The organism is Escherichia sp. WS1450 (genome assembly GCF_046487395.1).
Lineage (GTDB): Bacteria > Pseudomonadota > Gammaproteobacteria > Enterobacterales > Enterobacteriaceae > Escherichia > Escherichia coli.
In genome coordinates this window covers 40,629-53,077 of sequence record NZ_JBJQJO010000005.1, presented here as the reverse complement: position 1 = coordinate 53,077, position 12,449 = coordinate 40,629, and the positions used below count along the sequence as shown (strand labels likewise).

Sequence of the window (12,449 nt, the reverse complement as noted above, 5' to 3'; positions counted from 1 at the left end):
TCGGGCGGAATTCATATGATGCCGCCCGTCAACTCGACAAGCTTTACGTGACGGGGCTATAGCTCAGCTGGGAGAGCGCTTGCATGGCATGCAAGAGGTCAGCGGTTCGATCCCGCTTAGCTCCACCAAATTTTGCACCCAGCAAATTTGGTACGTAAACGCATCGTGGGGCTATAGCTCAGCTGGGAGAGCGCTTGCATGGCATGCAAGAGGTCAGCGGTTCGATCCCGCTTAGCTCCACCAAATTTCCAACCCTCGCTGCAAAGCGGGGGTTTTTTGTCTCTGCTTTTTGCCGCTTTTGTAATACAGTCTACGTCCGGGTTAGTGCCGCCTGGTGAAAGCATCATTGGATGAAAAATCGGCAACAGGCTGGCCCCTGTTTGCTTCGCGATGCGAATAAACTTATTATTTGTGTGCCTGAAAACCCCGATCAGTGAGAGTAGTGTACTCATGTTTGTGGAGCATAACCTGATAAAAAATATCAAGATATTCACACTAGCGTTTACGCTCACCGTGGTACTTATTCAGCTATCCCGTTTTATTTCGCCACTTGCCATTATCCATTCCAGTTATATCTTTCTGGCGTGGATGCCACTGTGCGTAATGCTGTCAATCTTGTTTATCTTTGGCTGGCGCGGTGTCGTTCCCGTTTTATGCGGGATGTTTTGCACCAATCTGTGGAACTTTCATCTCTCTTTTTTACAGACTGCGGTCATGCTCGGCAGCCAGACGTTTGTCGTGTTGTGTGCCTGCGCAATATTACGCTGGCAGCTGGGGACGCGTTGGCGTTATGGATTGACCAGCCGATATGTCTGGCAACGTCTGTTCTGGCTTGGTTTGGTGACGCCGATCGGCATCAAATGCAGCATGTATCTTGTGGGGAGCTTCTTTGATTTCCCGCTAAAGATATCCACCTTTTTCGGCGATGCGGATGCCATTTTCACGGTCGTTGATTTGCTAAGCCTTTTCACCGCTGTGCTGATTTACAACATGCTTTTCTACTATCTCACTCGCATGATTGTAAGTCCCCACTTTGCGCAGATATTGTGGCGCAGGGATATCGCTCCGTCGTTGGGCAAAGAGAAACGCGCATTTACCTTAAGCTGGCTGGCAGCGTTAAGCGTGCTGCTACTTCTGCTGTGCACACCGTATGAAAATGACTTTATTGCCGGTTACCTGGTGCCCGTTTTCTTCATTATCTTTACCCTCGGGGTCGGTAAGCTCCGCTATCCGTTTTTAAATCTCACCTGGGCTGTTTCAACGCTTTGCCTTCTGAATTACAACCAGAACTTTTTGCAAGGGGTGGAAACCGAATATTCGCTGGCATTTATTCTCGCGGTGCTGATTTCCTTTAGCGTTTGCCTGCTCTATATGGTGCGCATTTATCATCGCAGTGAATGGCTTAATCGCCGCTGGCATTTGCAGGCGCTGACCGATCCGTTAACGCTCCTACCCAACTTTCGTGCGTTAGAACAAGCGCCGGAGCAAGAGGCGGGCAAGAGTTTTTGCTGCCTGCGCATTGATAATCTTGAGTTTATGAGTCGTCATTACGGCTTAATGATGCGCGTTCACTGTATCCGATCAATTTACCGTACGCTGCTGCCGTTGATGCAGGAAAATGAAAAGTTGTATCAATTGCCGGGTAGTGAACTGCTGTTAGTGCTGAGTGGGCCGGAAACGGAAGGGCGACTCCAGCATATGGTTAACATCCTGAATAGTCGGCAAATTCACTGGAACAATACCGGGCTGGATATGGGCTATGGTGCTGCCTGGGGGCGTTTTGATGGAAATCAGGAAACCCTGCAACCCTTGTTGGGGCAGTTAAGCTGGCTGGCGGAGCAATCCTGCGCACATCACCATGTGCTGGCGCTGGATAGCAGAGAGGAGATGGTTTCCGGGCAGACCACTAAACAGGTGCTATTGCTGAATACCATTCGCACGGCGTTAGATCAGGGTGATTTGCTGCTCTACGCCCAGCCAATTCGCAACAAAGAGGGTGAAGGTTATGATGAGATCCTCGCGCGACTGAAATATGACGGTGGCATTATGACCCCGGATAAGTTTCTGCCCCTTATTGCTCAGTTTAACCTTAGCGCGCGTTTTGATTTGCAAGTGCTGGAATCCCTGTTGAAGTGGCTGGCAACACATCCTTGCGACAAAAAAGGCCCGCGCTTTTCAGTCAATTTAATGCCGCTCACGCTGCTGCAAAAGAATATTGCCGGGCGGATTATTCGTCTGTTTAAGCGTTATAACATCTCCCCGCAGGCGGTCATTCTTGAGATCACCGAGGAGCAGGCGTTTTCTAACGCAGAAAGCAGCATGTACAACATCGAGCAACTGCATAAGTTTGGTTTCCGGATTGCGATTGATGACTTTGGCACCGGTTATGCCAACTACGAACGGTTAAAGCGTTTGCAGGCTGATATCATCAAAATTGATGGCGTCTTTGTGAAAGATATCGTCACGAATACGCTGGATGCGATGATTGTGAGATCAATTACCGATCTGGCGAAAGCGAAGTCATTGAGTGTGGTCGCGGAGTTTGTCGAGACGCAACAGCAGCAGGCGCTATTGCATAAGCTCGGGGTGCAATATCTGCAAGGGTATTTGATTGGTCGCCCGCAGCCATTAGCTGATTAACAGGCGTAAAAAAGCCGGGGAATGATCCCCGGCTTTTTTATGTATGGTCTTACAGCACCAGTGCTGCGATTGACGCAGACAGCACACTCACCAGGGTAGAGCCGTAAACCAGCTTCAGACCGAAGCGAGAAACCACGTTACCTTGCTCTTCATTCAGGCCTTTAACCGCACCGGCGATAATCCCGATAGAAGAGAAGTTAGCGAAGGAAACCAGGAACACAGAGATGATGCCTTCAGCACGCGGAGAGAGCGTGGAAGCAATTTTCTGCAGATCCATCATCGCAACGAACTCGTTGGAAACCAGTTTGGTCGCCATGATACTGCCCACTTGCAGTGCTTCACTGGAAGGAACACCCATCACCCATGCAATCGGATAGAAGATGTAGCCCAGGATGCCCTGGAAGGAGATGCTGTAGCCAAACCAGCCAGTCACGGTAGCAAACAGTGCGTTCAGCGCGGCGATCAGGGCGATAAAGCCGATCAGCATTGCGGCAACGATAATGGCAACTTTGAAACCTGCCAGAATGTATTCACCCAGCATTTCGAAGAAGCTCTGACCTTCGTGTAGGTTGGACATCTGAATGTTCTCTTCGCTGGCATCAACACGGTAAGGGTTGATCAGCGACAGCACGATAAAGGTGCTGAACATGTTCAGTACCAGCGCTGCAACGACGTATTTCGGTTCCAGCATGGTCATGTATGCACCAACGATGGACATCGACACGGTGGACATCGCCGTTGCTGCCATGGTGTACATACGGTTACGGGAGATTTTGCCAAGGATATCTTTATAGGCAATAAAGTTTTCAGACTGACCCAGAATCAGGGAGCTGACGGCGTTAAAGGATTCCAGTTTGCCCATGCCGTTGACTTTGGAGAGCAGGAAACCAATTGCGCGGATAATCACCGGCAACACGCGAATGTGCTGGAGAATACCGATCAGTGCAGAGATAAAGACGATTGGACACAGCACTTTCAGGAAGAAGAATGCCAGGCCTTGATCATTCATGCTACCAAAGACGAAGTTAGTCCCTTCGTTGGCAAATCCGAGCAGTTTTTCGAACATTTCGGAGAAGCCTTTCACGAAGCCTAAACCAACGTCGGAGTTCAGGAAGAACCACGCCAGTAACACTTCGATAACAAGCAGTTGAATAACATAACGGATACGAATTTTTTTGCGGTCGCTGCTTACCAGCAGTGCGAGAATCGCAACAACGGCAAGTGCCAGTACAAAATGAAGGACGCGGTCCATATTTGCTCCAAATATGAGGCAGGTTAAATTTCCGTGCACATTCTATGTAACATGGTTAAGGAAAACGAGATCTGACACACACTATAATGACGTCCTGTGACCAGCTTCAAAAATAGTGAGCTGTCATACATTTCTGCTATGTTGTGTATGGAAGCTGAAAGTTATGTAAATGTGCTAACATTAAACATAACCATAACATTCAAGTCATCAATCTTTTCGTAGTCATAATCCTGGTCTATCAGAGAAATCACCACAACCCATTTAAATGAATTTGATAATCATTCTCGTTTGGCATAGCATGAAACATAGCAAAGGCTATGTTTTAGAGGCACAGGATGACGAACTATCGCGTTGAGAGTAGCAGCGGACGGGCGGCGCGCAAGATGAGGCTCGCATTAATGGGACCTGCGTTCATTGCGGCGATTGGTTATATCGATCCCGGTAACTTTGCGACCAATATTCAGGCGGGTGCCAGCTTCGGCTATCAGCTACTGTGGGTTGTCGTTTGGGCCAACCTGATGGCGATGCTGATTCAGATCCTCTCTGCCAAACTAGGGATTGCCACCGGTAAAAACCTGGCGGAGCAGATTCGCGATCACTATCCGCGTCCCGTAGTGTGGTTCTATTGGGTTCAGGCAGAAATTATTGCGATGGCAACCGACCTGGCGGAATTTATTGGTGCGGCGATCGGTTTTAAACTCATTCTTGGTGTTTCGTTGTTGCAGGGCGCGGTGCTGACGGGGATCGCGACTTTCCTGATTTTAATGCTGCAACGTCGCGGGCAAAAACCACTGGAGAAAGTGATTGGCGGGTTACTGTTGTTTGTTGCCGCGGCTTACATTGTCGAGTTGATTTTCTCCCAGCCTAACCTGGCACAGCTGGGTAAAGGAATGGTGATCCCGAGTTTACCTACTTCGGAGGCGGTCTTCCTGGCAGCAGGCGTGTTAGGAGCGACGATTATGCCGCATGTGATTTATTTGCACTCTTCGCTCACTCAACATTTACATGGCGGTTCTCGTCAACAACGTTATTCCGCCACCAAATGGGATGTGGCTATCGCCATGACTATTGCCGGTTTTGTCAATCTGGCGATGATGGCTACAGCTGCGGCGGCGTTCCACTTTTCTGGTCATACTGGTGTTGCCGATCTTGATGAGGCTTATCTGACGCTGCAACCGCTGTTAAGCCATGCTGCGGCAACGGTCTTTGGATTAAGTCTGGTTGCTGCCGGACTGTCCTCAACGGTGGTGGGGACACTGGCGGGGCAGGTGGTGATGCAGGGCTTCATTCGCTTTCATATCCCGCTGTGGGTGCGTCGTACAGTCACTATGTTGCCGTCATTTATTGTCATTCTGATGGGATTAGATCCGACACGGATTCTGGTTATGAGTCAGGTGCTGTTAAGTTTTGGTATCGCTCTGGCGCTGGTTCCACTGCTGATTTTTACCAGTGACAGTAAGTTGATGGGCGATCTGGTGAACAGCAAACGCGTAAAACAGACTGGCTGGGTGATTGTGGTGTTGGTAGTGGCGCTGAATATCTGGTTACTGGTGGGAACGGCACTGGGATTGTAGTTCAGCTGGTGTCGCATCTGGCACCATTGGCGGATGCGGCGTAAAACGCCTTATCCGCCCTACGCGTTAAAGAGACGGTTTGTAGGCCTGATAAGACGCGCTAGCGTCGCATCAGGCATTGTGCTCCATTGACGGACGCGTTTAATGGCGATGTCCATGTCCGCGGCCTTTTCCGCGATGATCGTCACGATCGCGCCAGCCTTCACGATAGCCACGCTCATACGCTTTACGCTTATCCCAGCCACGATGGTAGCCATTATCATGACGCCACCAGCGGTTCTTACGCCATTCATAATTGCGATGCCAGTAGTCACGGTCGCGCCAGTGACCACCGTCCCAGTAATTACCGTAATGATCGCGATCGCCAATTTGTAATTTGATTGATGGCAGTAGGGTGATTTCACCTGCGTTTGCCGCAAGCGGGGTAAATGCCATCAGGGCGGCCGCCAGAAACAGTGACCTGAACATTGTTATTCTCCTTCACGATCGAAGCCGTCAGCGGCCTGTTAACGCAATATTACGGGGAGGTAAAGCCCCGTATCATCGCCATAACTCTTAAATCATAAAGGAGAGCATTTTTTGCTAAACGTTATCGTGGGGTGGCTGTTGCTTCGGACGATTGACCATCATCATCGGCTTACCTGCTAATAACAGCCATGCCGGAAGCATGACGATACAGAGCAGCGGTAGCAATGTGGTATTGGGTACAACGACTGCCGCCATAAAAAGACTTAACCAGCCATCGCGTGTTACCACCAGCACGATGCCGAGAATAGCGCAGGAAACGGTTATTGCCGCTGGAACGGGGGGAACGTGCTCATGCAGCATCAACCCTAATGCCACGCCGACAAACACTGCCGGGAAGATTCGTCCACCGCGAAAGCCACTGGCGGCAGCAACGACCAGGGCGGCAAGTTTAATCACCGCCAGCAAAAAGTAATCGCTGGTGCTGAAAGCCTGATTTGCCACCATCTGCTGCATCTCATCCAGCCCTTTAAACAGCGAAACTGGTCCACCCATAACCCCCAGAATACCGAGAATAAATCCGCCAATACCCAGCACGAGCACCGGATTTTTCATTTGATGCATCATCGCGTGCAACCGTGGTAAGCACCATACGGCGACCATCCCTGCTGCGATGGCAATCGCCGCGACAATTGCACCGCTGAGAATATCGGTCATTTCCATCTGTCCGTAATGCGCAATGGGCAGTGAAAAATGGGGATGGAAAAATAATCCGGTAGTAAGTGCACCAGCTGCTGCCGCCATTAATGGCGCAAAAAGACGATCCCATAGCGGAACTTCACTACTGCCATTTAAGGTTTGCGAAAATATCAACGCCGCCGCAACAGGTGTGCCAAACAGCGCGCCGATGGTGCCGGCAGAGGCTAAAATAGTCCACTCCATTCGGTTGACGCGCGGTAACAGACGAGCGCCAATGGCAACCGCAAGGGCGATATTGACGGTCATGATCGGATGTTCCGGCCCCAGGCTGACGCCGCCAGCAAGACCGAGAATTAATGCTACGATAAGTCCTGGTAGCGCAGAGGGCGGAACTGGTGCGCCGATCAGCGGTTCACAGGCGGGGTCTGGTCCGGCATGCCCCTGGCTGAAACGGATAACCAACCCCACCGCAATACCTGTTAGCGTTAATATGGCGATGATCCAGAAAGGTGAATCCTGGGCTATCCCCAGAGTTCCCGGCAGTCGTTGCCAGAGCAAATTCTGTAATACCGAGGCGATTTTCATCACCACAATCAGAATAAGACTGGACGCAATCCCAATTGCCACGGCGGGGAGCGATAATAACAACATGGTTCTGGCTCGCGGATGGAGCATATTCTATTCCTTATGCGGGGTCAGATACTTAGTTTGCCCAGCTTGCAAAAAGGCATCGCTGCAATTGGTGCTGAAACGATAAAGTAATTGTGTGACCCAGATCGATATTTACAGGGAGCCTGCCTTTCCGGCGTTGTTGTTATGCCCCCAGGTATTTACAGTGTGAGAAAGAATTATTTTGACTTTAGCGGAGCAGTTGAAGAATGACAAAGTATGCATTAGTCGGTGATGTGGGCGGCACCAACGCACGTCTTGCTCTGTGTGATATTGCCAGTGGTGAAATCTCGCAGGCTAAGACCTATTCAGGGCTTGATTACCCCAGCCTCGAAGCGGTCATTCGCGTTTATCTTGAAGAACATAAGGTCGAGGTGAAAGACGGCTGTATTGCCATCGCTTGCCCAATTACCGGTGACTGGGTGGCAATGACCAACCATACCTGGGCGTTCTCAATTGCCGAAATGAAAAAGAATCTCGGTTTTAGCCATCTGGAAATTATTAACGATTTTACCGCTGTATCGATGGCGATCCCGATGCTGAAAAAAGAGCATCTGATTCAGTTTGGTGGCGCAGAACCGGTCGAAGGTAAGCCTATTGCGGTTTACGGTGCCGGAACGGGGCTTGGGGTTGCGCATCTGGTCCATGTAGATAAGCGTTGGGTAAGCTTGCCAGGCGAAGGCGGTCACGTTGATTTTGCGCCGAATAGTGAAGAAGAGGGCATTATCCTCGAAATACTGCGTGCAGAAATTGGTCATGTTTCGGCAGAGCGCGTGCTTTCTGGTCCTGGGCTGGTGAATTTGTATCGCGCGATTGTGAAAGCCGACAACCGCCTGCCAGAAAATCTCAAGCCAAAAGATATTACCGAACGTGCGCTGGCTGACAGCTGCACCGATTGCCGCCGCGCGTTGTCGCTGTTTTGCGTCATTATGGGCCGTTTTGGCGGCAATCTGGCGCTCAATCTCGGGACATTTGGCGGCGTGTTTATTGCGGGTGGTATCGTGCCGCGCTTCCTTGAGTTCTTCAAAGCCTCCGGTTTCCGTGCCGCATTTGAAGATAAAGGGCGCTTTAAAGAATATGTCCATGATATTCCGGTGTATCTCATCGTCCATGACAATCCGGGTCTTCTCGGTTCCGGTGCACATTTACGCCAGACCTTAGGTCACATTCTGTAAATCCTTCCTGTTACATCGGGAGGTAACTCTCCCGATAATCTTTTAAATCATACAGTTAATTCAATTTTCCTTTGTGTCCCCTCACAAGGCCGACCTGCGTCACACTTCCGTGCAGCGGGATTAATTCTCCAGTAAATGCATTATTTGTCTGGTAACGGCGATTTGTTTTGCACGTTCATAATTTCACTCGTCAACTATCACTGAACGAGGAATTAACGATGAGTAAGAAACTGATTGCTTTATGTGCCTGCCCGATGGGTCTGGCTCACACCTTTATGGCTGCCCAGGCGCTGGAAGAAGCGGCGGTGGAAGCAGGCTATGAAGTGAAAATTGAAACTCAGGGCGCGGACGGCATCCAGAATCGCCTGACCGCGCAGGATATCGCCGAAGCGACCATCATCATCCACTCCGTGGCGGTTACCCCGGAAGATAACGAACGTTTCGAATCACGCGACGTTTATGAAATCACTTTGCAGGACGCAATTAAAAACGCTGCGGGCATCATCAAAGAAATCGAAGAGATGATTGCCTCTGAACAACAGTAATATTCGACAGGGATAATTGTTATGGCCATTAAAAAACGCAGTGCAACCGTTGTGCCTGGCGCATCCGGTGCGGCAGCGGCAGTTAAGAATCCGCAGGCCTCTAAAAGCAGCTTCTGGGGTGAACTCCCGCAGCATGTGATGTCAGGGATTTCACGCATGGTGCCGACCTTAATTATGGGCGGTGTGATCCTCGCTTTCAGCCAGCTGATTGCTTATAGCTGGCTTAAAATTCCTGCTGATATCGGCATCATGGATGCTCTTAATAGCGGGAAATTCTCCGGTTTCGACCTTTCCTTACTGAAATTTGCCTGGCTGTCGCAGTCCTTCGGCGGCGTGTTGTTTGGTTTCGCCATTCCGATGTTTGCCGCTTTTGTGGCGAACTCTATCGGCGGCAAACTGGCGTTCCCGGCTGGTTTTATTGGCGGCTTGATGTCTACCCAGCCGACGCAACTGCTGAACTTCGATCCCAGCACTATGCAATGGGCGACCTCTTCGCCGGTGCCGTCCACCTTCATTGGTGCCCTGATTATTTCTATCGTTGCTGGTTACCTTGTGAAATGGATGAACCAGAAAATCCAGTTACCGGATTTCCTGTTAGCGTTCAAAACCACATTTTTGCTACCGATTCTTTCCGCCATTTTTGTCATGCTGGCGATGTACTACGTCATCACCCCCTTTGGCGGCTGGATCAACGGCGGTATCCGTACCGTGCTGACTGCCGCAGGTGAGAAGGGCGCGCTGATGTACGCGATGGGGATCGCCGCGGCGACAGCAATTGACCTTGGTGGCCCGATCAACAAAGCAGCTGGTTTCGTTGCCTTCAGCTTTACCACGGACCACGTATTACCGGTCACCGCACGTTCTATCGCTATCGTTATTCCGCCGATTGGTCTGGGTCTGGCGACCATTATCGACCGCCGTTTAACCGGCAAACGTCTGTTCAGTGCTCAGCTTTATCCGCAGGGTAAAACCGCCATGTTCCTGGCGTTTATGGGGATCAGTGAAGGTGCGATTCCGTTTGCACTGGAAAGCCCCATCACCGCCATTCCGTCCTATATGGTCGGCGCGATTGTCGGCTCAACCGCTGCAGTCTGGCTGGGCGCAGTGCAATGGTTCCCGGAGTCCGCTATCTGGGCATGGCCGCTGGTCACTAACCTCGGCGTCTACATGGCGGGGATCGCGCTGGGGGCAGTCATTACTGCGCTGATGGTGGTGTTCCTGCGTCTGATGATGTTCCGTAAAGGCAAATTGTTAATCGATAGCCTGTAAGAAGGAAAATCCAGATGACATTACTCGCTTCGCTGCGCGACTGGCTTAAGGCGCAACAACTGGATGCGGTGCTTCTCTCCTCACGGCAGAACAAACAGCCGCATCTGGGGAGTTCCACCGGATCAGGCTATGTGGTGATTAGCCGTGAAAGTGCGCACATTCTGGTGGATTCGCGCTATTACGCGGATGTAGAAGCCCGCACGCAAGGCTACCAGCTGCATTTGCTTGACGCGACGAACACGCTTACCACTATCGTCAATCAAATCATTGCCGATGAGCAGTTGCAAACGCTCGGTTTTGAGGGCCAGCAGGTGAGTTGGGAAACCGCGCACCGCTGGCAGTCTGAACTCAATGCGAAACTGGTTAGCGCCACGCCGGATGTGCTGCGGCAAATCAAAACGCCAGAGGAGGTGGAGAAAATCCGCCTCGCCTGTGGGATTGCCGATCGCGGTGCTGAGCATATTCGCCGCTTTATTCAGGCGGGGATGAGCGAGCGCGAGATAGCCGCTGAACTGGAGTGGTTTATGCGCCAGCAGGGCGCAGAAAAAGCTTCTTTTGACACCATTGTCGCCAGCGGCTGGCGTGGCGCGCTGCCGCACGGTAAAGCCAGCGACAAGATTGTTGCAGCGGGCGAGTTTGTCACTCTTGATTTTGGTGCGCTCTATCAGGGGTACTGCTCTGATATGACGCGCACCTTGCTGGTGAATGGCGAAGGGGTGAGCGCCGAATCTCACCCGCTGTTTAACGTCTATCAGATTGTCCTGCAGGCACAGCTCGCAGCAATCTCCGCGATTCGCCCCGGCGTGCGCTGCCAGCAGGTTGACGATGCCGCGCGCCGGGTCATTACAGAAGCAGGTTATGGCGACTATTTCGGTCATAACACCGGTCATGCTATCGGCATTGAAGTCCATGAAGAGCCGCGTTTTTCACCGCGGGATACCACGACGCTACAGCCAGGCATGTTACTGACCGTGGAGCCGGGGATTTATTTGCCAGGGCAAGGGGGCGTGCGCATCGAAGATGTTGTGCTGGTCACCCCGCAAGGCGCAGAAGTGCTCTACGCCATGCCGAAAACAGTGTTGCTCACGGGAGAGGCATAATGGATTTATCGTTACTAAAAGCGTTGAGCGAGGCAGATGCGATCGCCTCCTCGGAACAGGAAGTACGGCAGATCCTGCTGGAAGAAGCGGATCGCCTGCAAAAAGAAGTGCGATTTGATGGGCTGGGATCGGTGCTGATCCGCCTCAATGAATCGACAGGTCCGAAGGTGATGATCTGTGCGCATATGGACGAAGTGGGATTTATGGTGCGCAGCATCTCCCGCGAAGGGGCGATTGATGTGCTGCCAGTTGGCAACGTGCGCATGGCTGCCCGACAGCTTCAGCCGGTGCGGATCACCACCCGTGAAGAGTGCAAAATACCTGGCCTGCTTGACGGCGACCGGCAGGGGAATGACGTCAGCGCCATGCGCGTGGACATTGGCGCTCGCTCGTATGACGAAGTGATGCAGGCGGGAATTCGTCCAGGCGATCGCGTCACCTTTGATACCACTTTTCAGGTTCTCCCTCACCAGCGAGTGATGGGGAAAGCCTTTGATGATCGCCTCGGTTGCTACCTGTTAGTTACCTTACTACGTGAGCTGCACGATGCCGAACTGCCTGCGGAAGTGTGGTTGGTGGCCAGCTCCAGCGAAGAGGTCGGCTTACGCGGCGGGCAAACCGCTACCCGTGCGGTTTCACCGGACGTTGCGATTGTGCTGGATACCGCCTGCTGGGCGAAAAACTTTGATTATGGCGCGGCTAACCATCGTCAGATTGGTAACGGCCCGATGCTGGTGTTAAGCGATAAATCGCTGATTGCGCCGCCAAAACTTACCGCGTGGATTGAAACCGTGGCGGCAGAAATTAGCGTGCCGTTACAGGCAGATATGTTCAGCAACGGTGGCACGGACGGTGGGGCGGTGCACTTAACCGGCACTGGCGTACCCACAGTGGTGATGGGGCCTGCCACCCGCCACGGACATTGCGCCGCATCGATTGCCGATTGCCGTGACATTTTGCAGATACAGCAGCTTTTATCTGCCCTTATTCAACGTCTTACGCGTGAGACGGTTGTTCAACTGACGGATTTCAGATGATCTCCTGATTAACCCGGAGCGGTT

General features: G+C 51.7%; 10 protein-coding genes and 2 tRNA genes. 9 read left to right on the top strand and 3 right to left on the bottom strand.

Translation table 11 applies throughout. The features are described 5' to 3' along the window. The first annotated feature begins 52 nt into the window (after positions 1-52). The 3 genes from ACJHYR_RS07560 (at position 53) to ACJHYR_RS07550 (ending at position 2,640) form a co-directional block, all read left to right on the top strand. Positions 53-128: transfer RNA gene (locus ACJHYR_RS07560), tRNA-Ala, on the top strand. A gap of 39 nt (positions 129-167) precedes the next feature. Next, positions 168-243 (top strand) — tRNA-Ala (locus ACJHYR_RS07555). 207 nt (positions 244-450) lie between these two features. After that, positions 451-2,640, top strand: a complete 2,190-nt coding sequence (locus ACJHYR_RS07550) for a sensor domain-containing phosphodiesterase (protein ID WP_001306249.1) — start codon at positions 451-453, stop codon at positions 2,638-2,640. A gap of 49 nt (positions 2,641-2,689) precedes the next feature. Here ACJHYR_RS07550 and nupC read toward each other — a convergent pair whose 3' ends face one another. Next, positions 2,690-3,892, bottom strand: coding sequence for a nucleoside permease NupC (nupC, locus tag ACJHYR_RS07545; protein WP_000376337.1), 1,203 nt, complete (start codon positions 3,890-3,892; stop codon positions 2,690-2,692). A 335-nt stretch (positions 3,893-4,227) separates the two neighbouring features. Here nupC and ACJHYR_RS07540 point away from each other — a divergent pair, with 335 nt between their 5' ends. Next, a complete protein-coding gene (locus ACJHYR_RS07540) occupies positions 4,228-5,466 on the top strand; it encodes an Nramp family divalent metal transporter (protein ID WP_000186369.1) in 1,239 nt (412 codons plus the stop codon). 141 nt (positions 5,467-5,607) lie between these two features. Here ACJHYR_RS07540 and ypeC read toward each other — a convergent pair whose 3' ends face one another. After that, positions 5,608-5,934 carry a DUF2502 domain-containing protein YpeC gene (ypeC, locus tag ACJHYR_RS07535; RefSeq protein ID WP_000490072.1) on the bottom strand — a complete coding sequence of 109 codons (327 nt, stop codon included), beginning with the start codon at positions 5,932-5,934 and terminating at the stop codon, positions 5,608-5,610. A gap of 114 nt (positions 5,935-6,048) precedes the next feature. Next, positions 6,049-7,305 carry an ion channel protein gene (locus ACJHYR_RS07530; protein WP_000903124.1) on the bottom strand — a complete coding sequence of 419 codons (1,257 nt, stop codon included), beginning with the start codon at positions 7,303-7,305 and terminating at the stop codon, positions 6,049-6,051. 203 nt (positions 7,306-7,508) lie between these two features. Here ACJHYR_RS07530 and glk point away from each other — a divergent pair, with 203 nt between their 5' ends. The 5 genes from glk to ypdE all read left to right on the top strand — a co-directional run bounded on the left by glk (position 7,509) and on the right by ypdE (position 12,425). Next, on the top strand, positions 7,509-8,474 hold the full coding sequence (glk, locus tag ACJHYR_RS07525; RefSeq protein WP_000170355.1) for a glucokinase: 966 nt from the start codon (positions 7,509-7,511) through the stop codon (positions 8,472-8,474). A gap of 218 nt (positions 8,475-8,692) precedes the next feature. Beyond that, complete coding sequence (locus ACJHYR_RS07520) at positions 8,693-9,019, top strand: PTS fructose transporter subunit IIB (RefSeq protein ID WP_000038456.1); 327 nt, start codon at positions 8,693-8,695, stop codon at positions 9,017-9,019. Between the two features lie 21 nt (positions 9,020-9,040). Beyond that, the gene (locus ACJHYR_RS07515; protein WP_000985322.1) at positions 9,041-10,288 is read left to right on the top strand and encodes a PTS fructose transporter subunit IIC; all 1,248 of its coding nucleotides are present in this window, start codon (positions 9,041-9,043) and stop codon (positions 10,286-10,288) included. 14 nt (positions 10,289-10,302) lie between these two features. Continuing rightward, the gene (gene ypdF, locus ACJHYR_RS07510; protein ID WP_072837569.1) at positions 10,303-11,388 is read left to right on the top strand and encodes an aminopeptidase; all 1,086 of its coding nucleotides are present in this window, start codon (positions 10,303-10,305) and stop codon (positions 11,386-11,388) included. Then, positions 11,388-12,425 (top strand): aminopeptidase, encoded by a 1,038-nt coding sequence (ypdE, locus tag ACJHYR_RS07505; protein WP_072837570.1) that lies wholly within the window; start codon positions 11,388-11,390, stop codon positions 12,423-12,425. Before ypdF ends, ypdE begins: the two co-directional genes overlap by 1 nt. Positions 12,426-12,449: the final 24 nt, after the last annotated feature.

What these genes read in the sequence shown, in the direction of transcription:
- ACJHYR_RS07550 (WP_001306249.1), top strand. Translation starts at nt 451, where the DNA reads ATGTTTGTGGAGCATAACCTGATAAAAAATATCAAGATATTCACACTA.
- nupC (WP_000376337.1), bottom strand. Translation starts at nt 3,892, where the DNA reads ATGGACCGCGTCCTTCATTTTGTACTGGCACTTGCCGTTGTTGCGATT.
- ACJHYR_RS07540 (WP_000186369.1), top strand. Translation starts at nt 4,228, where the DNA reads ATGACGAACTATCGCGTTGAGAGTAGCAGCGGACGGGCGGCGCGCAAG.
- ypeC (WP_000490072.1), bottom strand. Translation starts at nt 5,934, where the DNA reads ATGTTCAGGTCACTGTTTCTGGCGGCCGCCCTGATGGCATTTACCCCG.
- ACJHYR_RS07530 (WP_000903124.1), bottom strand. Translation starts at nt 7,305, where the DNA reads ATGCTCCATCCGCGAGCCAGAACCATGTTGTTATTATCGCTCCCCGCC.
- glk (WP_000170355.1), top strand. Translation starts at nt 7,509, where the DNA reads ATGACAAAGTATGCATTAGTCGGTGATGTGGGCGGCACCAACGCACGT.
- ACJHYR_RS07520 (WP_000038456.1), top strand. Translation starts at nt 8,693, where the DNA reads ATGAGTAAGAAACTGATTGCTTTATGTGCCTGCCCGATGGGTCTGGCT.
- ACJHYR_RS07515 (WP_000985322.1), top strand. Translation starts at nt 9,041, where the DNA reads ATGGCCATTAAAAAACGCAGTGCAACCGTTGTGCCTGGCGCATCCGGT.
- ypdF (WP_072837569.1), top strand. Translation starts at nt 10,303, where the DNA reads ATGACATTACTCGCTTCGCTGCGCGACTGGCTTAAGGCGCAACAACTG.
- ypdE (WP_072837570.1), top strand. Translation starts at nt 11,388, where the DNA reads ATGGATTTATCGTTACTAAAAGCGTTGAGCGAGGCAGATGCGATCGCC.